The sequence below is a fragment of the Micromonospora sp. A202 genome, from assembly GCF_006715105.1.
GTDB classification, from domain to species: Bacteria; Actinomycetota; Actinomycetes; order Mycobacteriales; family Micromonosporaceae; genus Micromonospora; species Micromonospora zamorensis.
This window is the reverse complement of record NZ_VFMP01000001.1, coordinates 5,523,956-5,550,000: the sequence shown is the minus strand read 5'-3', so window position 1 is coordinate 5,550,000 and position 26,045 is coordinate 5,523,956. Positions and strand designations below refer to the sequence as shown.

17 protein-coding genes and 1 tRNA gene are annotated in these 26,045 nt (G+C 71.4%); 11 read left to right on the top strand and 7 right to left on the bottom strand.

Annotated elements, in window-relative coordinates; all coding sequences use genetic code 11:
* Positions 1 to 3: 3 nt before the first annotated feature.
* Positions 4 to 630 (bottom strand): TetR/AcrR family transcriptional regulator, encoded by a 627-nt coding sequence (locus tag FBZ33_RS25585; protein ID WP_141910956.1) that lies wholly within the window; start codon positions 628 to 630, stop codon positions 4 to 6.
* A gap of 124 nt (positions 631 to 754) precedes the next feature.
* On the opposite strand from FBZ33_RS25585, the gene FBZ33_RS25580 reads away from it, so the two are divergent.
* The gene (locus FBZ33_RS25580; RefSeq protein WP_141910955.1) at positions 755 to 2,890 is read left to right on the top strand and encodes an ABC transporter permease; all 2,136 of its coding nucleotides are present in this window, start codon (positions 755 to 757) and stop codon (positions 2,888 to 2,890) included.
* A gap of 57 nt (positions 2,891 to 2,947) precedes the next feature.
* On the opposite strand, the gene FBZ33_RS25575 is transcribed toward FBZ33_RS25580, so the two are convergent.
* Complete coding sequence (locus tag FBZ33_RS25575; RefSeq protein ID WP_141910954.1) at positions 2,948 to 3,373, bottom strand: VOC family protein; 426 nt, start codon at positions 3,371 to 3,373, stop codon at positions 2,948 to 2,950.
* Positions 3,374 to 3,480: 107 nt separating this feature from the next.
* Between FBZ33_RS25575 and FBZ33_RS25570 the strand changes: the two genes are divergently transcribed.
* Complete coding sequence (locus tag FBZ33_RS25570) at positions 3,481 to 4,449, top strand: YafY family protein (RefSeq protein ID WP_141910953.1); 969 nt, start codon at positions 3,481 to 3,483, stop codon at positions 4,447 to 4,449.
* A gap of 98 nt (positions 4,450 to 4,547) precedes the next feature.
* Here the strand turns inward: FBZ33_RS25570 and FBZ33_RS25565 are convergent.
* The 4 genes from FBZ33_RS25565 to FBZ33_RS25550 all read right to left on the bottom strand — a co-directional run bounded on the left by FBZ33_RS25565 (position 4,548) and on the right by FBZ33_RS25550 (position 7,133).
* Positions 4,548 to 4,622: transfer RNA gene (locus tag FBZ33_RS25565), tRNA-Arg, on the bottom strand.
* A 92-nt stretch (positions 4,623 to 4,714) separates the two neighbouring features.
* Complete coding sequence (locus FBZ33_RS25560) at positions 4,715 to 5,410, bottom strand: winged helix-turn-helix domain-containing protein (protein ID WP_088949940.1); 696 nt, start codon at positions 5,408 to 5,410, stop codon at positions 4,715 to 4,717.
* 236 nt (positions 5,411 to 5,646) lie between these two features.
* Positions 5,647 to 6,315 carry a DUF305 domain-containing protein gene (locus FBZ33_RS25555; RefSeq protein ID WP_141910952.1) on the bottom strand — a complete coding sequence of 223 codons (669 nt, stop codon included), beginning with the start codon at positions 6,313 to 6,315 and terminating at the stop codon, positions 5,647 to 5,649.
* 8 nt (positions 6,316 to 6,323) lie between these two features.
* Complete coding sequence (locus FBZ33_RS25550) at positions 6,324 to 7,133, bottom strand: DUF3105 domain-containing protein (RefSeq protein WP_141910951.1); 810 nt, start codon at positions 7,131 to 7,133, stop codon at positions 6,324 to 6,326.
* Between the two features lie 97 nt (positions 7,134 to 7,230).
* Between FBZ33_RS25550 and argS the strand changes: the two genes are divergently transcribed.
* The 9 genes from argS (at position 7,231) to FBZ33_RS25505 (ending at position 24,916) form a co-directional block, all read left to right on the top strand.
* A complete protein-coding gene (gene argS / locus FBZ33_RS25545; protein ID WP_141910950.1) occupies positions 7,231 to 8,898 on the top strand; it encodes an arginine--tRNA ligase in 1,668 nt (555 codons plus the stop codon).
* A 1-nt stretch (position 8,899) separates the two neighbouring features.
* On the top strand, positions 8,900 to 10,285 hold the full coding sequence (lysA, locus tag FBZ33_RS25540; protein WP_141910949.1) for a diaminopimelate decarboxylase: 1,386 nt from the start codon (positions 8,900 to 8,902) through the stop codon (positions 10,283 to 10,285).
* Positions 10,286 to 10,293: 8 nt separating this feature from the next.
* Positions 10,294 to 11,604 carry a homoserine dehydrogenase gene (locus FBZ33_RS25535; protein WP_185755523.1) on the top strand — a complete coding sequence of 437 codons (1,311 nt, stop codon included), beginning with the start codon at positions 10,294 to 10,296 and terminating at the stop codon, positions 11,602 to 11,604.
* Between the two features lie 138 nt (positions 11,605 to 11,742).
* Entirely contained in the window at positions 11,743 to 12,792 is a 1,050-nt protein-coding gene (thrC, locus tag FBZ33_RS25530) for a threonine synthase (protein ID WP_141912944.1), read from the top strand.
* A gap of 143 nt (positions 12,793 to 12,935) precedes the next feature.
* Entirely contained in the window at positions 12,936 to 16,211 is a 3,276-nt protein-coding gene (locus FBZ33_RS25525) for an efflux RND transporter permease subunit (protein WP_141910947.1), read from the top strand.
* A 178-nt stretch (positions 16,212 to 16,389) separates the two neighbouring features.
* On the top strand, positions 16,390 to 17,622 hold the full coding sequence (locus FBZ33_RS25520) for an MFS transporter (RefSeq protein ID WP_088949931.1): 1,233 nt from the start codon (positions 16,390 to 16,392) through the stop codon (positions 17,620 to 17,622).
* Positions 17,623 to 17,851: 229 nt separating this feature from the next.
* Complete coding sequence (gene thrB, locus FBZ33_RS25515; protein ID WP_141910946.1) at positions 17,852 to 18,796, top strand: homoserine kinase; 945 nt, start codon at positions 17,852 to 17,854, stop codon at positions 18,794 to 18,796.
* A 296-nt stretch (positions 18,797 to 19,092) separates the two neighbouring features.
* Positions 19,093 to 21,279: a transcription termination factor Rho gene (gene rho, locus FBZ33_RS25510; protein WP_141910945.1), complete on the top strand. Its 2,187-nt coding sequence runs from the start codon at positions 19,093 to 19,095 to the stop codon at positions 21,277 to 21,279.
* Between the two features lie 142 nt (positions 21,280 to 21,421).
* On the top strand, positions 21,422 to 24,916 hold the full coding sequence (locus tag FBZ33_RS25505; RefSeq protein WP_141910944.1) for a phosphodiester glycosidase family protein: 3,495 nt from the start codon (positions 21,422 to 21,424) through the stop codon (positions 24,914 to 24,916).
* Between the two features lie 43 nt (positions 24,917 to 24,959).
* Here FBZ33_RS25505 and FBZ33_RS25500 read toward each other — a convergent pair whose 3' ends face one another.
* Positions 24,960 to 25,856 (bottom strand): AAA family ATPase, encoded by an 897-nt coding sequence (locus tag FBZ33_RS25500; protein ID WP_141910943.1) that lies wholly within the window; start codon positions 25,854 to 25,856, stop codon positions 24,960 to 24,962.
* Between the last annotated feature and the right edge of the window lie 189 nt (positions 25,857 to 26,045).

Below are 26,045 nucleotides of genomic sequence, written 5' to 3'. Positions count from 1 at the left end.
CGATCAGCTGTCGGCTCGGCGTGGCCGGCTGATGGGGGCGCTGAGCATTCCGGTGATGGCGTCGACGAGGAAGTCGCCGACCTCGGGCCATCGCGGGTCTTCGCCGTAGCGTTCGGCGCGTGCCTCGACCTCGGCCGTCGTGGTGCTGACGATGCGGGTGATCAGGAGCGCCCGGCCGGCGACCACCTCCGGGTCGAGGTGCCGTAGCCGCGCGGCCAGTGACTCGCGCAGCTCCAGTGCCTGCGGCGTGGTGTCCTGCGCTTCCCGCACGATCGGCAAGGTGGTGGGGTTGTGCAGCATGTGTTCCAGGAACCGGGCCCGCCAGCTCGGGCGCGGTAGCTGGTCGAGGGCGCGCATGCTCGGCTCCACGAGACCGCGGATGTCACCGAGGACGGAGTCCTCGGGTGGGGGCATGCCGATGCGTGCCTGCGCCACCTCGTGCGCGTGGCGGGCCATGAGCGCCTTCAGCAGGCCCTCGCGCCCGCCGAAGTAGTAGCGCACCGCCGAGTGGTTGGTGTTGCCGGCCGCCTCGGCCACCCTGCGGTCGGAGACCTCGGCGACTCCCGACTCGGCGAACAGCCGCTCCGCCGCGTTCAGCAGCGCGGTGCGGGCCGCCTCGGAGCGCCTCATGACCGGCCTCCTCGTGTTTCTCGCCTGGATGTGACTCAGGTCAACCTAGCCGGATTCCCGGTCCCGGCATCCGCCGCCTACAGTTTGTAAGTCAACTGGCGTACAAACCTGAGCTGGAGCGTGCATGGATACCGAAGCCGTGATCGAGGCTGCCGACGTGGTGGACGGCCGCCCGCCCGGCGCGGACCGCAAGGAACAGATCATTCGAATGGTCGCACTGTTCGTGATGCCGTTCCTCATGGTCACCATGATGTTCGCGACCTACATGTCGACCATGCACTCACCGCACCCCCGGGACATGCCGGTCGCGGTCGTCGGCAGCGGCGCCACGGCGCAGGCCGTCGTCGACGGGCTCAACGCCGCTGACAGCACCGAGGCCACCCTGGTGGCCACCCGCGACGACGCGGTCGACCTGCTGCACGACCAGGAAGCCACCGGCGCGCTCATCCTGCCCACCGCGGGCGGCGCCAACGCCACCATCCTCACCGCCTCGGCGGCCGGAGCCTCACAGAACGCCACCGTCCAGCAGTTGCTCGCGCCGGTGGCCTTCCAGAACAGCTGGCAGACCACCACCGAGGACGTCGCGCCGCTGCCCGCCGGTGACTCGGCCGGCATCGCGGTCCTGTTCGCCGCGATGGGCATGATGCTGGCCGGTTACGTGCCACTGAGCATCATGGTGATGGGCGTCCCCCACCTGCTGCGGCTGCGACGGTTCCTGCCCGTGCTGGCCGGCTGGTCCGCGCTCACCAGCTCGATCATCTGGCTCATCCTCGGGCCCGTCGTGGGTGCCGTCGAGGGCCACTACCTCACCTTCCTCGGCGTCGGCATGCTCGCCACCGCGGCCGTCGGCCTCGCCCAGCTGCTGTTCTCCAAAGTGATCGGGCCCCTCGCGGTGCTGCCCGGCATGCTGCTCTGGGTCGTGTTCGGCATGCCCGCGTCAAACCTGGCCCTCTCCGTGCACAACATGCCCGGGTTCTTCCAGTTCCTGCACGGTGTGCTGCCGCTCCCGGCGGCCGGTGAGGCGCTGCGCTCGGTCCTGTACTTCGACGGCAACGGCCTGGGCACCCACCTGATCGTCCTGGCCGTGTGGATCGTGGCCGCCCTCGCGCTCTGCCTGCTCAAGGAGCGCAGCGCGAGCGGGAACATGATCCCCGGCGTCCCGCCGATCGCCGACGCCAACTCGAAGGCCCCCGCTCTGGCCGGCGGGCCGCCGCGCTCCAAGCGATTCCGGTACGTGGCCGCGGCCGGCTTCCCGCTGGCCATCCTGGTGGTCGTCGTGGGCGCCATGGGCTTCTCCATGCACAAACCGCAACCGCACGACATCCCGGTCGTCGTGGTCGCCGCCGCCCCGGGACAGGCTCAGCAGACTGCTGCCGGCCTCAACGCACAGCTCGACGGCATCCTCGACGTCACCGTCGCCGACAACGTGGATGAGGCCACCGAGCAGATCCGCTCCCGCGAGGTGGTCGCCGCCTTCGTCCTGCCGTCGGCACCGGACACTCCGGCGACGCTGTACTCGGCGTCCGCCGCCAACGCCAGCCAGCAGTCCGCGATCCGCGCGATCTTCCAGCCGATCACTGCGGCCCAGGGCCTCCCGCTCACGCTCACCGACGTGCAACCCCTGAGCGAGACCGACACCGGCGGCAGCAACAGCATGTACGTCGGCATGTCCTGGATCATGGCCGGCTTCCTGTTCCTGGCCGTCCTGCGCGGCGGCGCACCGCACGTACGTCGCCTGCGCCAGTTCCTGCCGCTGCTGGGCGGCTGGGCGATCGGCATGTCCGTCTGGCTGTGGTTCCTCTTCGACGTCCTCATCGGCGCGATCAGCGGCAACGCCCTGGAGACGATCGGCTACGGTGCCCTGACCATCTTCTCGGTCTCCCTGGCCACCGGAGTGCTCACCCGCACCGTCGGCCTGGCGGGCATCATCCCGATGATGGTGGTGCTGATGATGGCCGGTGTACCCGCCTCCGGCGGTGGCATGTCGGTGTACCTGGTCCCCGAGGTGTTCCGCCCCCTCCAGGACCTGCTGCCGCTGCCCGCGGCGGTCGACATCGCCCGATCGCTGCGGTATTTCGACGGCGTCGGCGTCGGGCAGAACCTGCTGGTCATCGCCATCTGGGGCGCTGTCGGGCTCGTGCTGAACCTCGTGATCGACCAGTGGCTCAAACGCCGTGAGCGCCGCTCGGACTCCGGCGGCCCGGACGCGGGTACGGCACCCGAGGCGCACCTGAGGTTGGTGCCGGCCGAGGCGCACTGAGCGGCACCGAGGCCCACCGCCGATCCCTCGGGATCGGCGGTGGGCTGCTCCTTCTGGTCAGGCGGGCTTGTACTCGACGGCGACGTCGAGCACCCAGGTGACCCCGAACGGGTCGGTGAGCATGCCGTAGAGGGGAGCCCAGCCGGCGGGCGCGAGGTCGACCAGGACGGTCGAGCCCTCGCCCAGCTTCTTCCAGTAGCCGATGATCTCGTCGGCGTCGCTGCCCCGGACCGAGACGAAGAACGGGCTCTCGCCCTGGCTCCAGGGCCGCGCCGACGGCACGTCGTACGCCATGATCTGGAAGCCCTCGGCGGACGTGACCTGACCCCACATGACATGGTCGGCCTCGTCCGGGTTCTGCACGTTCCGGGCGTCGGCGTAGGTCACCGCGACGAGGTCCCCGCCGAAGACGGCCCGGTAGAAATCGAGGGCGGCCCGCGCGTTGCCCCGAAGGTTGATGTGCGCGACGGTGTTGATGCTCATTGCTGCTCCTCGTGTGACATGACCCGTGGCTGGTGCCCGGGTGCAACGCCGACGATGGCAGGGGTAGCGGTCAGGTTGTGGCCGCTATTGGGGGCAGACTCGGATGCATGGCCACGACCTCCGCGAGACTGCTGTCGCTGCTCTCGCTCCTCCAGGCCCGGCGTGACTGGCCGGGCGGCCTCCTGGCCGAGAGGCTGGACGTGAGCCCGCGTACGGTGCGACGCGACGTCGACCGGCTGCGCGAGCTCGGCTACCCGATCAGAGCCTTCAAGGGGCCGGACGGCGGGTACCGGCTCGACGCCGGCGCCCAACTGCCACCCCTGCTGTTCGACGACGAGCAGGCCGTCGCCATCGCCGTCGCACTCCAGGTGGCAGCCCTCTCCGGGGCGGACATCCAGGAGGGCGCGGCGCGAGCGCTGAACACCATGCGGCAGGTCATGCCCAGCCGACTGCGGCACCGCATCGACGCCCTGCGGGTCACCGCCGTCGGACAACCCGCCACCGGGCCGGACACCCCGGTCGACACCACAGTGCTGACAGCCATCGGCGCGGCCGTCCACGCCCACGAGGTTCTGCGCTTCGACTACGCCTCGACGAGCGCCGCCACCGACGCACCGCCCCGCCGCGTGGAGCCCCACCACCTCGTCACCTGGAAGGGTCGCTGGTATCTCGTCGCCTGGGACCTCGACCGGGACGACTGGCGGACCTTCCGCTGCGACCGGGTCGGCCTGCGTACCCCGACCGGACCACGCTTCACCCCACGCCTACTGCCCATGGGAGACGTGCCCACGTACGTCACGGGCCGCTTCCGAGGTTCCACCGACACCTCGGCGTGGCCCTGCGTGGGGGAGGTCATCCTCGGCCTTCCCGCCGCCGTCGTCGCCACGTACACCCGCGACGGGCTTGTCGAAGAACTCGGCCCCGACCGCTGCAAGCTCGTGCAGGGCTCCTGGTCCTGGGTCGGCCTCGCAGCCGCGCTCGGCAGGTTCGATGCCGGCATCGAGGTGATCGGGCCCGCCGAACTCAAGGACGCCTTTGCGGGGCTCGCCCGCCGCTACGCCGAAGCAGCAGGATGACAACAGGGTCGCGGCGGCGGAAGGGCCGCCGGAAACGCAAAACGGGCGCGGGAGCCAAACTCGCTCCTGCGCCCGGCACTGTCGGGTGAAATCTTTCTTGGTGCCCCCGGCAGGATTCGAACCTGCGCCCCCGCCTCCGGAGGGCGGTGCTCTATCCCCTGAGCTACGGGGGCTCAGCGACTGGAGAAGACTAGCAAACCCTCCCCGCGTACGCCGAATCGGTATCGGGTGAGCCGATCGTGTCGGTAACCGGCCCACCCGGTGCTCAGGCCGCCGCGATCGCCCGCCCGCAACTGGGCAGCGGGTGCAGGACGATTCGCCGGGGGAGCCGACGTGGCCACTCGTTGCGCGGCCAGGAGCCGTCCACGATCAGGTGCACGGTGCGCTGCTCCTCGCCGCTGAGCCGCAGCACGAAGTCGCGGGGGAGCGGCGGGTCCACCGTCGGCGTGGTGATCATGAAGCGCACCCGCCCACGGGACGAGACCGCGGAGATCACGTCCGCCGCCGGCATGGTGCCGCGCAGTCGGACCCGGCCGATCCAGTAGACCTCCGCGAGGTGCTCCTGGGCGGCCCGGGTGATCGCCGGGTACTCACTGCGGACCCAGCGCTCGACCGCGCTGACGCAGAGCCCGCAGGCGCGCTCGCGCGGCTCGCGCGGACCCAACCCCCAGGCCCGCAGGTACGCCCCGACCGCGCCAGGGTCCAACGGCAGGTCGAAGCGCCGTTGGATGAGCGTGGTGAGGCTCTGCCGCGTCCACAGCTCCTCGTCCAAGCCGAACTCGTCGGGGTGGACGCCCCGCAGTGTGTCGATCAGTTCGAGTTCCTGTTCGCGGCTGAGCATTCCCGGCTCGCCCTGCCGCTGTCCGCGACGGACGGCTGCCACCGCCCCGTCACCGCCAATGGTGTGGCGTCGGCACCAACTGGTGACCGAACGCCGTGCGTCTCTGAGTGCAACCCCCACGTCTTGGGCAACGAGCCCGAATCGCAACTGGTCACGATATGTGCGGAGAAAACTCTCTAAGCAACGTAATCGCCCGTGCCTCGCCATTGCCCCACAACGGACAAATCCCATCTTTCAGGACACAAGCCAGTGCGCACGCGCCTTGATCTCCGGGCGTGGGCGGGGGCCGTAGTGGAGCGGGCCCGCGTCCCACCATCGTGTGGCGGTGACGCGGGCCCGGTGTGCCCGTGGGTCGGTCAGCCCTTGGCCTGCGCCTGGAGCTGCCGGAGGTTGTTCAACTCGGTCTGTTGGGTGGCCTTCATCGTCCGAGCCACCCGCAGCACCTCGTCGTTGTCGGTTTCGCCGAGGGCCGCGTCGATCATGTGGATGCCGCCGAGGTGGTGGGCGTACATCAGGGCCAGGAACTGTCGGTCGACCTCGATGCCCTTGGCGTCGCGCAGGGCGGCCATCTGCTGCGGGGTGGCCATCCCCGGCATCAGCCCGTTCTTGACCGTGGCTCCGTCGGACATCCACGACATGGGTGGCTGTGACCCCGTGGGGCTCAGGTCCCATTCGCGCAGCCAGGTCTGCATGGCGCCGATCTCGCCCTGCTGCCCGGTGGCGATGTCGACGGCGATCTGTCGCACCTCGGGGAGGGTGGCCGACCGGTACGCGATCAGGCTCATCTCCACCGCCTGCGCGTGGTGGGACGTCATGTCCCGGGCGAAGCCCGCCTCGACCGACGCGTCACCGGGTCTAGTGAGGCGTGGGGTGAGCAGACCGCCCGCGTACCCGAGGAGCAACCCCACCACCACCATGACGGCGAGCGCCAGCACGCCGTAGCGCGACGCCGGGGCCCGGCCGTCCTCGTTCGGGACGGCCGGGGTGTCGTCGTACTCGTTGTCGGTGGTGGCGGGGGCAGTCATCGCCGTCCTTACTGAGTGGGCTGCTGCTGGAGCTCACGCGGCGTGGTGCCGGTGGCGGTGATGCCCGTGTTGCAGAGCGCCGTCGGGCCCTCGACGGAGGCGTTGACCCGCAGGTCCTTGATGAACTCGTCGATCCGCGAGTCGTCGGCGTTGTCGACCTTGAGCTGGTAGCCCCAGGCCTGCAGCGAGATCGGCTTGTCCAGGCCCTCGTACGGGCTCATCAGCGTCTTCTCGACGCCGCGCACCTTGCCGGCGAGCTTGTCGACCTGGTCCTTGGGGAGGTCGGGCCGGTAGGTGATCCACACGGCGCCGTGCTCCAGGCTGTGCACCGCGTGCTCGTTGGCGATCGGGGCGTCGTAGACGTCGCCCATGCAGTTCTGCCAGGCGGCGTTGTGCACCCCACCCACCGGCGGCGAGTAGTTCCAGGTCAGCGGGCCCGACTTGTGCGACTCGTACTTCAGGCTGTCCGGGTCGGACTTGCGGATGTTGGCGATGCCGTCGATGGCGTTGGCCCGCTTGTCCCACGGCTTGGAGCCCTGGAACGACGCCCAGGCGCCGTAGCCGATGATGCCGGCCGCGAGCACGCCCACCGCGACGAAGAGCGCGATGGGGCCCCAGGCGCGGCCCTGGCTCACCTTGACCGGGGTGACCGGCTTACGAGGGCCCTTGCCACCTGCCCGGGGGGAGCCCGCCGGCTTGCCCGTCGGCTTGCCGGAACCGGCCTTTGCCCCGGCGGCGGGCCGGCCGGCGGCCGGCTTCTTGCCGGTGCTGACCACGGTCGGGCGGCGCTCAGGGCCACCCGGGGTGCTGATGCTCATCGTGCCTCGTCAAGTCGGTCGGTCAGGGGAGTGGCGGGCCGGTAGACGCGCAGGGGAGCCGCCGAGTGCCCGAGTCTACCCCCGATAACATGGTTGGGTGACTCCTGCAGAACTAGCCTCGGTCGTCCTCGCCGCCGCCCACGCCGTCTTCGAGCAGCGTGGGCTCGACCGCGCCGCGCTGCCGGCGAGCACGGTGGTGGAGCGACCGCGCAACCCCGAGCACGGCGACTACGCCTCGACGCTCGCGCTGCAGTTGAGCAAGAAGGTGGGCGTTCCGCCTCGGGAGCTGGCAGCGGCCCTGGCCGACGAGCTGGGCCGGGCATCGGGCGTCAAATCGGTCGAAATTGCCGGGCCGGGCTTCCTGAACATCCGGCTCGACGCGGCTGCGGCCGGTCAGCTCGCCCGGGTGATCGTCGAGGCCGGCGCGGAGTACGGGCGCAGCGACCGGCTGGCCGGGGAGAAGATCAACCTGGAGTTCGTCTCGGCCAACCCGACCGGGCCGGTGCACATCGGCGGGGTCCGCTGGGCGGCCGTCGGTGACGCGCTGAGCCGGCTGCTGCGGGCCACCGGCGCCGACGTCGGCACTGAGTACTACTTCAACGACGCGGGTTCGCAGATCGACCGGTTCGCCAGGTCGCTGCTCGCCGCCGCCAAGGGTGAGCCGGCGCCGGAGGACGGCTACGGCGGGGCGTACATCGCCGAGATCGCCACCGAGGTGCAGGCCCGCCGGCCGGAGGTGCGGACCCTCGACGACGACGCCGCCCAGGAGGTCTTCCGGGTCGAGGGCGTCGCGCTGATGTTCGACGAGATCCGCTCCTCGCTGCGTGACTTCGGGGTGGAGTTCGACACCTACTTCAACGAGAAGGACCTGCACGACCGGGGTGAGCTGGACCTCGCGCTGAACCGGCTACGTCAGCAGGGGCACCTCTACGAGTCCGAGGGCGCGACCTGGCTGCGCACCACCGACTTCGGTGACGACAAGGACCGGGTGCTGCGCAAGTCCAACGGTGAGTGGACGTACTTCGCCGCGGACTGCGCCTACTACCTGGACAAGCGTGAGCGCGGCTTCGAGCGGGTCGTGATCATGCTGGGCGCCGACCACCACGGCTACATCGGTCGGATGAAGGCGATGGCCGCCTGCTTCGGCGACGACCCGGAGCGCAACCTGGAGATCCTCATCGGGCAGCTGGTCAACCTGCTGCGCGACGGCGCCCCGATGCGGATGAGCAAGCGGGCCGGCACCGTGATCACCCTGGAGGACCTGGTCGAGGCGATCGGCGTGGACGCCTCCCGGTACGCGTTGGCCCGCTACTCCAGCGACTCCCCGATCGACATCGACATCGAGCTGTGGACCCGGGCGACCCGCGACAACCCGGTCTACTACGTGCAGTACGTGGCGGCCCGGACCGCGGGCGTGGCCCGCAACGCCGCCGAGGTGGGGCTGGTCCCGGGCGACGGGGACGCGTTCCGTCCCGAGCTGCTCGACCACGAGAAGGAAAACGAGCTGCTCAAGGCGCTCGCCGAGTTCCCCGCCGTGGTGGCCACGGCCGCCGAGCTGCGGGAACCGCACCGGGTGGCCCGTTACCTGGAGGAGAGCGTCGCCGCTTCCTACCACCGGTTCTACGACAACTGCCGGGTGCTGCCGCTGGGCGACGAGGAGGTCACCGACCTGCACCGCGCCCGGCTGTGGCTCAACAACGCCACCCGCACGGTGATCGCCAACGGCCTGCACCTGCTCGGCGTCTCCGCTCCCGAGAGGATGTGACATGCGGGCTCATGAGGCTGGTGCGCTGCACGCGGACATCAGCAAGCAGGGGCCGGCCTGGCTGCGTACCCCCGAGGACGTCAACGCCCTGATGCCGGCGCTGTGGCCGCGCAGCGTGACGCGGGGGGCCGACGGCGCGGTCGCCGTCGCGGGCCTGAGCGTCCTCGACATCGCGGCCGAGTTCGGCACCCCGGTGTACGTCCTGGACGAGGCCGACCTGCGCTCGCGCTGCCGCGACTTCCGGGCGGCCTTCCCGACCGAGGACATCTTCTACGCGGGCAAGGCGTTCCTCTGCCGGGCGGTGGTCCGGATGATCGCCGAGGAGGGCCTGCACCTGGACGTCTGCACCGGAGGTGAGCTGGCCACCGCGTTGTCGGCCGGGATGCCGCCGGAGCGGATCGGCTTCCACGGCAACAACAAGTCGGTCGCCGAGCTGTCCCGGGCGCTGGACGCCGGGGTGGGACGGATCATCGTCGACTCGTTCACCGAGATCGACCGCCTGACCGCGCTGGCCCGCGAGCGGGGGGTCCGGCCGCGGGTGCTGGTGCGGGTCACTGTCGGCGTGGAGGCGCACACCCACGAGTTCATCGCCACCGCCCACGAGGACCAGAAGTTCGGCTTCTCGCTGGCCGGCGGTGCCGCCGCGAACGCCGCGTTCAAGATCCTCGACGAGGGTGTGCTGGAGCTGCGTGGTCTGCACTCGCACATCGGCTCGCAGATCTTTGATGCCAGCGGCTTCGAGGTCTCGGCCCGCCGGGTGCTCGCCCTCCAGGCGCAGATCCGCGACGCGCGCGGGGTGGAGCTGCCCGAGCTGGACCTCGGCGGCGGCTTCGGCATCGCGTACACCTCCCAGGACGACCCGGCGACACCACAGGACCTGGCCAAGCGCCTGCGCAAGATCGTCGACTCGGAGTGCGCGGCGGAGAACCTGGCCGTGCCGCATTTGTCGATCGAGCCGGGGCGGGCCATCGTCGGGCCGGCCGTGTTCACCCTCTACGAGGTCGGCACGGTCAAGGAGCTCGACGGCATCCGGACGTTCGTCAGCGTCGACGGCGGGATGAGCGACAACATCCGCACCGCCCTGTACGACGCGTCCTACTCGGCGACGCTGGCCTCGCGGGCCTCGACCGCGCAGCCGTTGCTCGCCCGCGTGGTGGGAAAGCACTGTGAGTCCGGGGACATCGTGGTGAAGGATGAATTCCTGCCCGCCGACGTGCAGGCCGGAGATCTTGTCGCGGTGCCCGGCACCGGTGCCTACTGCCGGAGCATGGCCAGCAACTACAACCACGTACCCCGGCCACCGGTGGTCGCGGTACGCGACGGCCAGGCGCGCCTGATCGTCCGGCGGGAAACCGAAGAGGACCTGCTCGCATTGGATGTTGGATGACGTCACCTGTGCGCTTGGCGCTGCTCGGCTGCGGCACTGTCGGCCAGGAGGTGGTCCGTCTGCTGCACGAGCAGTCGGCCGACCTGGCCGCGCGGATCGGCGCTCCGCTGGAGATCGCCGGCATCGCCGTCCGTCGGCTCGGCCGTGACCGGGGTGACCTGCCGGTCGACGAGGACCTGTTCACCACCGACGCGCTCGGCCTGATCAAGCGTGACGACGTGGACGTGGTGATCGAGGTGGTCGGCGGCATCGAGCCGGCCCGAGGCTGGCTGGTCGAGGCGCTGCGCGCCGGCAAGAGCGTGGTCACCGCCAACAAGGCGCTGCTCGCCGAGGACGGCGTCGCTCTGCACGAGGCGGCGGCCGAGGGTGGCGGCGACCTCTACTACGAGGCGTCCGTGGCGGGGGCCATCCCGCTGCTGCGCCCGTTGCGGGAGTCGCTGCACGGTGACCGGATCAACCGGGTCACCGGCATCGTCAACGGCACCACCAACTTCATCCTCTCCGCCATGGACGCGACCGGCGCCGGCTTCGCCGAGGCGCTCGAAGAGGCCACCGCACTGGGGTACGCGGAGGCCGACCCAACCGCCGACGTCGAGGGCTTCGACGCGGCGGCGAAGGCGGCGATCCTCGCCTCGCTGGCGTTCCACACCCGGGTCGGTGCGGCCGACGTGCACCGCGAGGGCATCACCGAGGTGACCGCCGCGGACATGGCCAGCGCCCAGGCGATGGGCTGCACGATCAAGTTGCTCTGCATCGCGGCCCGAGGCGTCGACGCCAGCGGTCGGGAGACCGTCAGCGTCCGGGTGCACCCGGCGATGATCCCGCGCAGCCACCCGTTGGCCAGCGTGGGCGACGCGTTCAACGCGGTCTTCGTGGAGGCCGACGCGGCCGGGCAGCTGATGTTCTACGGCCGGGGCGCCGGGGGTGCGCCGACCGCGAGCGCCGTGCTCGGTGACGTGGTCGCGGTGTCCCGCAACCGGCTCGCCGGGGTGCGCGCGGCCAGCGAGAGCGCATACGCGGACCTGTCGGTCCGGCCGATGGGCGAGGCGTTGACCCGTTACCACGTCAGCCTCGACGTGGCCGACCGCCCGGGTGTGCTGGCCTCGGTGGCGAGCGTGTTCGCCCGGCACGACGTGTCGATCGCGACCGTACGGCAGGGCTCGGCGGGCGGGTCCCCGGGTCGGGACGGCGACGCCGAGCTGGTCATCGTCACGCACGTCGCGCCGGACGCCGCGCTCGCCGCGACCGTCGGTGAGCTGCGTGGTCTGGACATCGTCCGGTCGGTGACCAGCGTGCTGCGGGTCGAGGGCGACGCCTGAGTCGTTGGACCATCGACGGGACGGCTCGCGCGTCCCGCCAGGTGGGTAAGCCGGGGTGTGCGACAGACGGCTCGGGCAGGCTGGTCCAAGGTGACCCTGATGCCGGGTCGGCGCGGCGGTAGAGGCGAGGAGAACGACATGTGGCGGGGTCTGATCGAGGCGTACCGGGATCGGCTGCCGGTCACCGCGGCCACGCCGGTCGTCACGCTGCACGAGGGGAACACCCCGCTGTTGCCGGCGCCGGTGCTGTCCGCCCGGACCGGTTGTGACGTGCACCTCAAGGTGGAGGGCGCCAACCCGACCGGCTCGTTCAAGGACCGCGGGATGACCCTCGCGGTGTCCAAGGCGGTCGAGGCCGGCAACAAGGCCATCATCTGCGCCTCCACCGGCAACACCAGCGCCTCCGCCGCGGCGTACGCGGCCCGGGCCGGGTTGACCTGCGCGGTGCTGGTGCCGCAGGGCAAGATCGCGCTGGGCAAGCTGGCCCAGGCGTTGGTGCACGGCGCGAAGCTCCTCCAGGTGAGTGGCAACTTCGACGACTGCCTGTCGCTCGCCGCGAAGCTGGCCCAGGACCACCCGGTCGCGTTGGTCAACTCGGTCAACATCGATCGGCTGCACGGTCAGAAGACTGCCGCCTTCGAGATCGTCGAGGCGCTCGGTGACGCCCCCGACATCCACTGCCTGCCAGTGGGCAACGCCGGCAACATCTCCGCCTACTGGATGGGTTACGCGGAGGAGCGGGACGCCGGCACCACCACCCGGACGCCGAAGATGTACGGCTTCCAGGCCGCCGGGGCGGCCCCGATCGTGACCGGCCAGGTCGTGCCGGAGCCGTCGACCATCGCCACGGCGATCCGGATCGGCAACCCGGCGAGCTGGACCAAGGCGTTGGACGCCCGGGACACCTCCGGTGGCCTGATCGCTGCGGTGACCGACCGGGAGATCCTTTCCGCGTACCGGCTGCTCGCCCGCGAGGTGGGGGTCTTCGTCGAGTTGGGCAGCGCGGCCAGCGTGGCCGGCCTGCTCCAGCAGGCCGCGGCGGGCGCGGTGCCGCCCGGGTCGACAGTGGTCTGCACGGTGACCGGCCACGGTCTGAAGGACCCGGAGTGGGCGATCTCCACCGCGCCGGCGCCGCTGACCATCGCGAACGACCCGATGGCCGCGGCCCGCGCCCTCGACCTGGCCTGAACGCTCCAACGCCCGGTCGGTGACCGGCGGAAGCCGGCCGGTTCTGCGGGACGGGCGTGGGGGCGGCGTGGGTTCTGGTGATCGTGTCGGGCACACTTTCACGTATCCCCGCCCGCATTCTCGTTCAGGAGTGAACCAGGCCGATGTCGCTGCTCGCCAGATTCAGCCTCGCCAACCGAGGGCTTGTCGCCCTCATCGCGGTGGTGATTACGGCGTTCGGAGCGTTCGCCGTGCCGTCGCTGAAGCAGCAACTGCTGCCGTCGCTCGAGTTCCCGGCCGCGTTCATCGTGGCCCCCTACCCCGGTGCCGGCCCCGAGATCGTCGAGTCGCAGGTCACCGAGCCGATCGAGAACGCCCTCCAGGGCATCCCGGGGCTGGACCAGGTCACCTCCACGTCCCGCGAGGGCTCGGCCACCGTCCAGGTGATGTACGAGTTCGGCACCGACCTGGACGACGTGGTCAACAAGATGCAGACCGCGCTGAGCCGGATCGACTCCCAGCTGCCGGAGGACGTCGACCCGCAGGTCATCGCCGGTAGCACCGACGATCTTCCGGCGGTCGTGCTGGCCGCGACCGGCACGGGGGACGAGCGGGCGCTGGCCGAGAAGCTGCGTACGGCTGTGGTGCCGGAGCTGGAGGGCGTCGAGGGGGTTCGCACGGTCGAGGTGACCGGCACCCGCGATGACATCGTGCTGGTCACCCCGGACCCGGCGAAGCTGGCTGCGGCGCGGGTCCAGCCGACGGCGATCGGCGCGGCGCTGAAGACCAACGGCGTGGCGGTTCCCGCCGGCGCGGTGACCGACGGGGCGCTGTCCCTCCCGGTGCAGGTCGGCACGCCGATCGCCACCCTGGACGATCTGCGCGGCATCGTGGTCTCCCCGGGCGCGACGCCCGTGCGTCTCGCTGATGTGGCGAGCGTCGAGCAGCAACTGGCTCCGGCCACCGCGATCACCCGGACCAACGGCAAGGACAGCCTCGGCATCGCGGTCACCGCGGCGCCGGACGGCAACGCGGTACAGATCTCGCACGATATCCGCGACCGGCTCGACGACCTGAAGGACGCCTCCGGCGCGGAGTTGACAGTGGTCTTCGACCAGGCGCCGTTCGTCGAGAAGTCGATCGAGTCGCTGACCACCGAGGGCCTGCTGGGCCTGGTGATGGCGGTCATCGTCATTCTGGTCTTCCTGCTGTCGGTGCGCTCGACGGTGGTCACCGCCGTCTCCATCCCGCTCTCCGTGCTCGTGGCGTTGATCGCCCTGTGGATCGGCGACTACTCGCTCAACCTGCTCACCCTCGGCGCGCTGACAATCGCGGTCGGCCGGGTGGTGGACGACTCGATTGTCGTGTTGGAGAACATCAAACGACATCTGGAGTACGGCGAGGAGAAGCGGCACGCCATCATCACCGGCGTCCGCGAGGTGGCCGGCGCGGTGACCGCGTCAACCCTCACCACCGTGGCGGTGTTCGCGCCGATCGCGTTGGTCGGCGGGTTCGTGGGCCAGCTCTTCGCGCCGTTCGCGATCACCGTGACGGTGGCCCTGCTCGCCTCGCTGCTGGTGTCGCTGACCGTGATCCCGGTCCTCGCGTACTGGTTCCTCAAGCCGCGCGGCGGCACCGCGGACGACGAAGCGGTGCGGCGCGGCGCGGAGGAGAAGGAGCTGCGCAGCCCGTTGCAGCGGGCCTACCTGCCGGTGATCGGGTTCGCCACCCGCAAGCGGTCGACCCGCTGGATCACCGTCGGGCTCGGTCTGCTGGTGCTCTTCGGCACCTTCGGCCTCGCCCAGAAGCTGGAGACCAACTTCCTGGACGACTCCGGCCAGGACACCCTCAACATGAGCCAGGAACTGCCGGCCGGCAGTGGCCTGGCGGCCACCGACGCGGCGGCCAAGCAGGTCGAGTCGGTGCTGTCCCGTACCGAGGGCGTCCAGACGTACCAGGTGACCGCCGGCGGCGGGGACAACCCGTTCGGGGGCGGCGGCAACAACATCGCGACCTGGTCGCTGGCGCTCGACGGCGACACCGACGCGAAGCAGATGCGTGAGGTGCTGCGCGAGGAGTTCGACAAGCTCGGCAGCGGACTGGGCGAGATCAGCTTTGGCGGCGGGCAGGAGGCGTCGACCAGCCAGCTGGAGGTCATCGTCCAGGCCAGTGACCCGGAGGTGCTGACCCGGGCCGCCGAGGAGGCCCGTACGGCGATGGCCGGCGTGCCGGACGTCGAGGATGTCACCACCAGCCTTGCCGCGCAGGTGCCGCGTGTCGACGTGACAGTCGACCGGGTCGCGGCCGGTCGGGCCGGGCTCACCGAGGCCGCCGTGGGCCAGCTCGTGTCGCAGGCGTTCCGGGGAGCGCCGCTGGGTCAGGTCACGCTCGACGGCCAGCAGCAGAACGTGGTGCTGCGGTTGGGTACGCAGCCGCCGATGTCGGTGGAGCAGTTGCGGGCACTGCCGGTCGGGCCGGTCAAGCTGGGTGACATCGCGCAGGTCACGCAGGGCGAGGGGCCGCAACAGGTCAGTCGAATCGACGGTGAGCGCAGTGTGTCGGTGACCGGCGCCGCGACCGGCTCGAACCTGGGTGCGACGAGCCAGGAGCTGCAGAAGCGGCTGGACGGCATCAACGTACCCGGAGCGACCTTCACCATCGGTGGGGTCAGCGCGGACCAGGCGGACGCGTTCGGTGATCTGGGTCTGGCGGTGCTGGCCGCGATCGCGATCGTGTTCCTGATCATGGTGGCCACGTTCCGCAGCCTCACCCAGGCGCTGATTCTGCTGATCTCCATCCCGTTCGCGGCGACCGGCGCGATCGGCCTGCTGCTGGTCACCGGGACGCCGCTCGGCGTGCCGGCGCTGATCGGCGTGCTGATGCTGGTCGGCATCGTGGTGACCAACGCCATCGTGCTGCTCGATCTCATCAACCAGTACCGTGCGCAGGGCATGGGGGTCCAGGAGGCGGTGGTCGAGGGTGGCCGGCGCCGGTTGCGTCCGATCCTGATGACCGCGGTGGCGACCATCTTCGCGCTGCTGCCGATGGCGCTCGGGTTGACCGGTGAGGGCGGCTTCATCTCTCAGCCGCTGGCGGTCGTGGTGATCGGTGGCCTGCTCAGCTCGACGCTGCTCACGCTGATCCTGGTGCCGACGCTCTACACGATGGTGGAGAACACCAAGGAATCGCTGCGGGCTCGGCGTAGTCGGCGGCGCTCAGGTGACCCGGCGGTGCCCACGGCGGACACCGACGAGGCGGCTGCCCCGAATCAGGTAGCGGTGCCGAGCGCCGCGCCTGTCCCGGCGGCGGCCGGGGGTGCGCAGCCGGCCGGGCGTCCCGCCCCGTCGGGTGCGTTGGTGGAGGGCACGGATCAGTTCGAGGTGCTGCGGCTGCCCCGTAGCCGCACCTCGCCGCTGCCTCCGTCCGAGCCGACCGAGTAGGTCGGACCGCATCGCAAAACGCCCCCGGCAGGGTTCTGCCGGGGGCGTTTCCACGTTGATCGGTCGAGACACTCTGATCCGAACCGCGCCGAGGGTTGCGCGGCTACACATTCGTCACGGTCTCCGCGCTGCTGGCAGCAGGTGTAGCCCCCGTACCGAACAGGTAGGGTCGCGCTCCGTGGCGTCCACCCTCTCGGTTCTGACCGGCAATCGGAGCTTCCGTAACCTCTTCCTCGCCGAGTTGGTGGTCTTCGGCGCTGACTGGTTTGTCATGGTGCCGCTGCTGGTGCTGCTGCCCCACCTGACCGGCAGCGGAGTCTGGGGCGCACTGGTGTTGGCCGTGGACACCGGCATCGTGGCGCTGCTGCTGCCGTACACGGGCACGATCGCCGACCGTTTCGACCGGCGCAAGATCATGATCGCCGCGAACGTGGCCGCGCTCGCGGGCGTGTTGCTGCTGCTCGGGGTTCGGGGCGCGGGTACTGCGTGGTTGGCGCTGGTCGCGATCGGCGTGGTGGCGGTCGCCAAGGCGTTCTACTCACCGGCCGCCCAGGCTGCGCTGCCCAATGTGCTGGAGCCCCACGAGCTGGCCGCCGGCAACGCCGTGGCCGGCTCCGCCTGGGGCACCATGACCGTGGTCGGCGCCTCGCTCGGCGGCGTCCTCAGCACCGTCGCCGGCCCGTACGTCTGCTTCTGGGTGGCAGCGGTGGGCCTGGCGCTGGCCGCGGGCCTGGCGACCCGGATCCGCCGGCCCCTGCAGGCGCCCCGGGACACCACCCGACCGGCCCAGCGGACCTGGGCGGCGGTCCGTGAGGCGCTCGGCTACATCGGGCACCGGCCCCGGGTGCTCGCGCTGGTCACTGTCAAGTCGGCGGTCGGCCTGGGCAACGGCGTGCTGACCGTGTTCCCCTTGCTGGCCGGCGTGTACGGCGTCGGCCCGCTCGGTGCCGGCCTGCTCTTCGCGGTGCGGGGCGCCGGGGCGTTGGTGGGGCCGATCCTGATGCGTCGGGTGCTGACCAACCGAGCCTGGCTGCTGCCCGCGCTCGCGCTGTCCATGTCGCTCTACGGCCTGTCCTACCTGGGCGCATCGGTGGTCCGTTGGTTTCCGCTGGTGCTGCTGCTGGTCTTCCTGGCGCACTTCGCGGGCGGCAGCAACTGGGTGATATCGAACTTCGCCCTCCAGGGTGAGGTCCCGGACCACCTGCGGGGGCGCGTCTTCGCCACCGACATGATGCTCGCCACGCTGGCCATCTCGGTGAGCCAACTGGCGGTGGCCATGGTGGTGGACGTGGTGGACGAACGGGTCGTGCTCGCCGGCTGCGGGCTGATCACCCTCGTGTACGCGGTGGGCTGGCGGATCGCCACCCGTCGGCTCTCGCTCACCGACGCGACCCCCGAGCCGGTCGGCTGAACCGGGCGGTCCCAGGCTGCGGACGGGGGACCGGATCGTCGGTCCCTGGCCCTAGGGCCTGTTTCACAAGGACTGGCCGGCCTGCGGCGGGCCCGGACGACGACCGGCGGCGTTGCGGTCTCGTCCAGATACAACACCGGTATCCGGACGAAACCGCGCCTTGCCGGCTCGCCGCCCGGACTCCGCCTCGGCTCGACCGCCCTTATGAAACAGGCCCTACCATGAGCGCGTGCCGACGAACTTCACCGCCGGGCCGGTTCGCGTCCGGGTCCCCGCCACCAGCGCCAACCTGGGCCCTGGCTTCGACGCGTTGGGTCTCGCGCTGGGGCTCCACGACGACCTGGCCGCCGAGGTCACGTCGGCAGGGGTCCGCGTGACGGTGACCGGGCAGGGTGCCGGCGAGCTGCCCGACGATGACCGGCACCTCGTGGTGCGGGCCATGCGCGCCGCCTTCGACGTGCTCGGCGCCCACCCCGGGGGGTTGAGCGTGGAGTGTGTCAACCGGATCCCCCAGGCGCGGGGGCTCGGGTCCTCGTCCGCCGCGATCGTCGCCGGGGTGTTGCTGGCCCGCGCCCTGGTCACCGACGGGGAGCACCGGCTGGACGAGGCGGGCGTGCTCCGGTTGGCCGCCGAGATCGAGGGCCATCCCGACAACGTCGCGCCCTGTCTGCTCGGCGGTTTCACGGTGGCCTGGTCCGAGCCGACCGGTGCGCGGGCGGTGTCCCTGCCGGTCGCCGACGGGGTGCGGCCCATCGTTTTTGTGCCGGCCGAACGCGGATTGACCGCCGCCGCCCGGGCCGCGTTGCCGGCCACCGTGCCGCACGGCGACGCTGCGTTGACCGCCGGGCGGGCGGCTCTGCTGGTGCACGCGCTCACCGCCGACCCGAGCCTGCTGCTGCCGGCCACGGTCGACCGGCTCCATCAGGATTACCGTTCAGCCGGGATGCCAGCGACATCTGCCCTGGTCAACGCGTTGCGAGCGGCCGGTGTGGCGGCTGTGGTCAGTGGGGCCGGGCCCACTGTGCTGGCGCTCAGCGAGCCTCCGGCGAGCTTCCCAGCGGGAACAGACTGGCAGATCTGGCAGTTACCGATAGACGTCAGCGGCGCACGGGTCGCCCGGGGTAGACTTGGACACGCCGAGCGGGACCCTGTTGCCGCAGGTCGGAAGAGTTGATTACGCTCTAGACCTAGCACAGCCGCGAAGCACGCGATCTCCTGCGGGGCGGCGCACCCCCGAAGCTCTCGGCGGTCAGCCCGTCTACCCCTGCCAAGGCCCACGCCGCACCGCAGTTTCCACAGGTCGCCGCAGACGGCGAGACCTGCTCACCGACGTTGGTGAGTCGGGATACCGACCGGCTGCTGTGTCACAGACTCCCGCGACGCGTCCTTGCGAGGCGGGTGCACCGAGGCCGCCCGGCCACCTGAGTTCCGACTCCGGGCAGCCACGGCCTTATCGAGGGAAGGAATCCATTGAGCGACACCACCGACGTGACGTCGGATGTTTCCAACGTCGCTGGCGATGCCACCGCAGCCGCTCCCGCCCGTCGTCGGCGTAGCGGCACCGGTCTGTCGGCGATGCTGCTGCCAGAGCTGCAGAGCCTGGCCGCGTCGCTCGGCATCTCCGGCACGGCTCGCATGCGCAAGGGCGAGCTGATCGCCGCGATTTCCGAGCGGCAGGGCGGCAACGCCGCCGGGACCCCTCGACCACGGGCCGAGGTCGCGGCCGCGGCCGCTCCGACCCGTGAGGGGGTGCGCGCCGAGGTGCGGGAAACCGCCGACCGGCCGGCAGCCGAGGGGCGCAGCGCCGATCAGGCGCCCGCCGAGCCGGCCGCCGAGACCGAAGGTCGCACTCGCACCCGGCGGAGCCGGACCGCAGCAGCGGAGACCCGTCCGACCGAGGCGCGTCCCGCTGAGGCGCGTCCGACCGAGGTCCGCGCCGAGGAGGCGCGTACCGAAGAGGCTGGCGCCGGCGAGCGGACCGACCGCGGCGAGAATCGCCGGGACCGGGCTGAGCGTCCGGAGCGCGCCGAGCGTGCCGAGCGCTCCGACCGGGGCGAGCGTGCCGAGCGGGGCGACCGCGCGGAGCGTTCCGACCGGGGCGACCGTGCCGACCGGGGCGACCGTGCCGACCGGGGCGAGCGTGCTGACCGGGGCGAGCGGGGCGAGCGTGCCGAGCGGGGCGAGCGCAACGACCGGGGCGACCGTGCTGACCGGGGCGAGCGTGCCGAGCGGGGCGAGCGTGCCGAGCGGGGCGAGCGCAACGACCGGGGCGAGCGTTCCGACCGGGGCGAGCGTTCCGAGCGCAACGACCGTCCGGAGCGGGCCGACCGCAATGACCGCGGTGACCGCAACGACCGTGGTCAGCGTGTCGAGCGGGACAGCGACGACGACGACGGCGAGGGTGGCGGCCGGCGCGGCCGGCGCAGCCGTTTCCGGGACCGTCGTCGCGGTCGGGGCGAGCGCACCGAGACCGGTGCCGACACCGGTGGGCGTGAGCCGCAGGTCAGCGAGGACGACGTCCTCGTCCCCGTGGCCGGCATCATCGACGTGCTCGACAACTACGCGTTCGTGCGGACCACCGGCTACCTGGCCGGCCCGAACGACGTCTACGTCTCGATGTCCCAGATCAAGAAGTACGGCCTGCGCCGCGGTGACGCGATCACCGGTGCGGTGCGGGCGGCCCGCGAGGGCGGCAACAGCGGTGACCAGCGGCGCGACAAGTACAACCCGCTGATGCGGCTGGACACGATCAACGGGATGGAGCCGGAGGAGGCCCGGCGTCGACCGGAGTTCTACAAGCTCACTCCGCTCTACCCGCAGGAGCGCCTGCGCCTGGAGACCGAGCCGCACATCCTCACCACCCGGGTCATCGACCTGGTCATGCCGATCGGCAAGGGCCAGCGGGCACTCATCCAGTCACCGCCGAAGGCGGGTAAGACGATGGTGCTGCAGGCGATCGCGAACGCGATCACGCACAACAACCCGGAGTGCCACCTGATGGTGGTGCTGGTGGACGAGCGGCCCGAAGAGGTCACCGACATGCAGCGGTCGATCAAGGGCGAGGTCGTCGCGGCCACGTTCGACCGTCCGCCGCAGGACCACACGACGGTGGCCGAGCTGGCCATCGAGCGGGCCAAGCGCCTGGTTGAGCTGGGGCACGACGTGGTCGTGCTGCTCGACTCGGTGACCCGGCTCGGTCGGTCGTACAACCTGGCGGCGCCGGCCAGCGGCCGGATCATGTCGGGTGGTATCGACTCCACCGCTCTCTACCCGCCGAAGCGCTTCCTCGGCGCGGCTCGCAACATCGAGAACGGTGGCTCGCTGACCATCATCGCCACGGCGCTGGTGGAGACCGGATCCATGGCGGACACGGTCATCTTCGAGGAGTTCAAGGGCACCGGCAACGCGGAGCTGAAGCTGGACCGGAAGATCGCCGACAAGCGCACCTTCCCGGCCATCGACGTCAACCCGTCCGGTACCCGTAAGGAAGAGGTTCTGCTCGCGCCGGAGGAGCTGGCCATCCTCCACAAGCTGCGCAAGGTCCTGCACTCGCTGGACTCGCAGGCGGCGATGGACCTGCTGCTCGACAAGCTCAAGAAGACACGTACCAACATCGAGTTCCTGATGCAGATCGCGAAGTCGACACCGGGGGAGTAACCATCCCCGGGTGAGACGAAGGGGCACGGCCACACCGGTCGTGCCCCTTCGTCATGTCTCCGGGCGGCACGTGATGGAATTTTCCTTCGGTTCAGCCGATAGGTATTGAAACTTCTATTCATTGCCGGGTTGACTGTCGTCCATGCGTACCCGCAGACGAACCGCCCGCCGCACCGGCGTCCTGCTGCTGACGCCGCTGCTCGCCCTGGCCCTGTCGCCACCGGCGACTGCCGCACCCACCATCGCCCCGTCCACCGTCGCCCCACCGTCCCTGGCCTCACCCACGATCGCTGAGGACGCGCCGCCCGCGTCCTCCCGAGCGGCCGGCTCGGTCAGCCTGGCCGCCGCCCCGACAGCCGCGACCGCCCCGACCGCCGTCGCTGGTGGTCTGGAGCCGGCCGGCGGGCTGGAGACCACGAAGGCCACCCGGCCGGTCGCCCCGGGCGTGCAGCTGACGTCCTTCGACAGGTACGACGCCGAGGGCTGGCTGCGCGCCGACGCGCTCACCACCGATCTGGCCGGCGGCTCCACCGTCGACTACGTCAACTCCGGCGCGGTCAGCCGGGCCGAGCCGCTGCGACAGGCGGTCGACCAGTCGCGCGCGGTCGCCGCGGTCAACGGCGACTTCTTCGACATCAACAACTCGGGTGCCGCCCAGGGCGTGGGCGTCCGGGACGGGGAGCTGATCCAGTCCGGGGTCAGCGGTCACCGCAACGCGGTGGCGGTCACCACGAACGGCCTCGGCCGGGTGATCGAGGTGAACTTCGACGGCAGCGCCACCCTGCCCACCGGGCCGGTCCCGCTGACCCAGTTCAACAACATGGTCCAGGCCGACGGCATCGGGGCGTTCACCGAGCTGTGGGGGACGTACACCCGGCAGCGTGCCGTGGAGGGCGCGGCCCGGGTGGTCGAGGTCACAGTGACCAACGGTCGGGTGGCAGCGGTGGGAAGCGTGGCCGGCAGCGGCCCGATCGCCGCAGGCAGCACCGTGCTGCTCGGCCGCGACCTCGGCGCGGACGCGCTGGCCGGCCTGCGCGACGGTGACCCGGTGACGGTGGCCTGGCGGCCGAAGCCCTCCGACGGCAGCACCCTGCACGCGGCGGTCGGGGGCGGCAACGTCCTGGTCCGCGACGGCGTCGTGCAGAGCATCGCCGATCCGACCCTCGCCCCCCGCACCGCTGTCGGGTTCAGCGCCGACGGTCGAAAGATGATCATGCTGACGGTGGACGGTCGTCAGGTCGACAGCCGCGGCGTGACCCAGACCGAGATGGGCCGGATGATGGCCGAGCTGGGCGCCCACCACGCGCTCAACCTGGATGGCGGCGGATCGTCCACGCTGCTGGCCCGGGAGCCGGGCGCGCCCGCCGTGCAGGTGGAGAACGGCCCCTCCGACGGCAGCGAGCGGGCAGTGCCCAACGGCCTGGCCATCTACGCGCCGAAGGGCAGCGGGCGACTCACCGGCTACTGGGTCGAGACGGCCAGCGACCCCACCGCCGCCCCGGGTGTCTCACCGGTGCGAGGTGGACGGCCCGACCGGGTCTTCCCGGGGCTGACCCGCACCCTCACCGCATCCGGCTACGACGAGACGTACGGCCCGGCGGCCGGCGTTCCCACCTGGCGGGCGACCCCGGCGGTACGCGGCCGGATCGACCGTGACGGCGTGTTCCACGCCGGCGCGCCGGGGGCCAGCACGGTCACCGCCGCACGGGGACGGGTCACCGGCTCCCTGAACCTCACAGTGCTCGGCCCGCTGGCCCGGATCGGCACCACCACGCCACGGGTCGGGCTGACCGGGCGGGACGGCAACGCCCTGGTCGGCGTGGTCGGGTACGACGCCGAAGGCAACACCGCGCCGATCGAGCCGGCCGACCTCACCCTCGACTACGACCGGGACCTGCTGCGGATCACCCCCACCGGGGACGGCAACCTGTCCGTCGCCGCGTTGAGGGACACTGGCTCCGGCCTGGTGACCGTTCGCGTCGGCCGCACGAGCGTGGTCCTGCCGGTCACCGTCGGCCTGACCGACGTGCCGGTCGCCGGGTTCGACGACGCCGCTTCCTGGCGGTTCAGCCAGGCCCGCGCCAGCGGGTCGGTCGCGCCCGCGCCGGGGCACACCGGCACCGGCCTGCGCATGTCGTACGACTTCGGCCAGTCCACCGGCACGCGGGCCGCGTACGCCGACCCGCCCGCCTGGATCGAGGTGCCCGGTCAGCCGCAGGCCTTCGGGATGTGGATCCACGGCAACGGCACCGGGGAGTGGCCCAGCCTGCACCTGCACGACGCCCAGGACACCCAGCACGTGCTGCGTGGCCCACTGATCACCTGGACCGGCTGGCGGTACGTGGAGTTCGCGGTGCCGGCCGGGGTGCAGTACCCGGTGCGGGTACGCCGCTTCTACGTGGCCGAGACGAACGCCGCCGCGCAGTACACCAGCGAGGTGATCATCGACGACCTGGTGGCGAAGGTGCCCCCGACTGTCGACGTGCCGGAGGTGGCCCCGCGTACCGATCGGGTGGTGGTCCGCGACGGCACTGTGGACGGCGCGCCGTGGCGGTTCGCGGTGCTCTCCGACGCCCAGTTCGTCGCCGCCGACCCGGACAGCGACCTGGTCGCCCAGGCCCGGCGGACGTTGCGCGAGGTGCGGGCGGCCCGGCCGGACTTCCTCCTGATCAACGGCGACTTCGTGGACACCGCCTACCCGGCCGACTTCGCGCTGGCCCGGCGGATCCTCGACGAGGAGTTGGGCGACGCGCTGCCCTGGTACTACGTGCCCGGCAACCACGAGATCATGGGCGCCCCGATCAGCAACTTCGCTGCCGCGTTCGGTGCCACCTCCCGGGTGTTCGACCACAACGGCACCCGGTTCGTCACGCTGAACTCGTCCACCGGGACGCTGCGCGGCGGCGGCTTCGACCAGGTACGGATGCTCCGCGAGACGCTGGACGCGGCGGCCACCGACCGACGTGTGGGTTCGGTCGTCGTCCTGCACCACCACCCGCCCCGCGACCCCAGCCCGGCGCAGGCCAGCCAGCTCGGCGACCGCAAGGAGGCGGCGCTGCTGGAGCAGTGGCTGGCCGACTTCCAGCACCGCACCGGCAAGGGGGCGCTGTTCGTGGGCGGGCACGTCGGCACCTTCCACGCCGACCGGGTCGACGGTGTGCCGTACGTGATCAACGGCAATGCGGGCAAGACGCCGTCCACCCCTGCCGACCAGGGAGGCTTCACCGGCTGGACGGAGTTCGGCGTGGACCCGGTGACCCCGACCGAGGCGGACCGGGCCCGCCGTGACCCGCTCGCCGAGGGCGCACGCTGGGTGGACGCGGAGTTCCACGCGCACGTCGACCGGCTCACGGTGGCCGCCCCGGCCAGCGTCGCGGTCGGCACCCCCGCGACGGTCACCGCCACACTGGCCCAGCCCAGCGGGCGTACGGTCCCGGTGGCCGCACCGGTCAGCGCCGACTGGTCGGCCTCGCCGGGAGTGCACATCGGCTCGGCGGCCGGGGTACGCCCATGGCACACCGCCCGATTCGACCCGGCCACCGGCACCCTGACGGCACTGCGGCCCGCCGCGCCGGTACGCCTGACGGTCGAGGTCAACGGCACCCGTGCCGAGGCCACCATCACCGTCACCAGGTGAGCTGTCCGGACGGGCCCCCACACGCGGGGCCCGTCCGGACACCTCAGAAGTCGCCGTCGGCCACCTGGAAGACGGTCAGGCCGAGGGCCCGCCACATCTGGACCACCTGGACACGGTCGTCGAAGACGCCGGCCACCCGGTAACGGTCCCTGATCTCCCGGTCGTAGATCTCCCGCTTCACGATCGAGTCCTTCCGGGAGTCGCCGACGGCACGCAGGTGCAGGCCGAGGTAGGGGACCCGGACGTGCCGGGCCAGCCACGCCTCGGTGGCCGCGCGGGCGGAGGCGTCCCTCCCGGAGCAGAAGACCACCCCGTACCCGGCCGCGTGCATCGCCCGGACCGCCGCGATCACCGCCGTGTTCGGCTCGTCCTCGCCCACCCGGGTCATGTCGTACGGGCTGCGGGACACGGCCAGCGCGACGGTGCCGTCGATGTCCACGAGCACGATCTCGGGTGGCTCGGTCGACGGCGGGTGCACGACGGCGGGGCGTCCGGTGCGGGCCTGCGGCACCGGCAGCGGCAGGGTCCGCCCCTCCAGGTACCGCTCGTGCAGCCGACGGATCGCCTCGGCGCCGACCTGTTCGGCGACCGGGCGCGCGGCGTCGCGGCGCAGACACTCGGCCAGCGGCACGTCGGTGAAGTCGTGCACCTCGAAGTCCGCGCCGTGGCGGGCGGCCAGCTCAGCCCAGTCCCGCAACGTTCGTGAGCGCAGGTTGGTGTCGTCCACGCAGACGTCCGCGCGGGCCCTCAGCAACGCCTCGACCTGGGCCCGCTGGACGACTGTCACCTGGGCCTCGGCCCACTGGGTGAACAACCGCTCGCCGTGCAGCATCCGGCGCAGGTCGTCCCGGTTGACCCGGACCACGGAGGGTTGGAGCGTGCGGGCGAACGTCGTCTTGCCCGAGGCGGGCAGTCCCCGGGTGGCGATCAGGCGGGTCATCGACGTCGCACCTCCGGCTCGGCGTGCCGTACCCCCTGCGGGGTACCTGGCGGCGGTCCGCCGGGTGGACGAATGCCCCGTCGGGCGGTGGGAATGCGGACGGGGAGGCACGTGTTGACGATGCCGGACGAGGTGTGCGGCCCGATTACCGGGTCGGCTCAGGCCCATGGCACACTGGTCAATCGGCCA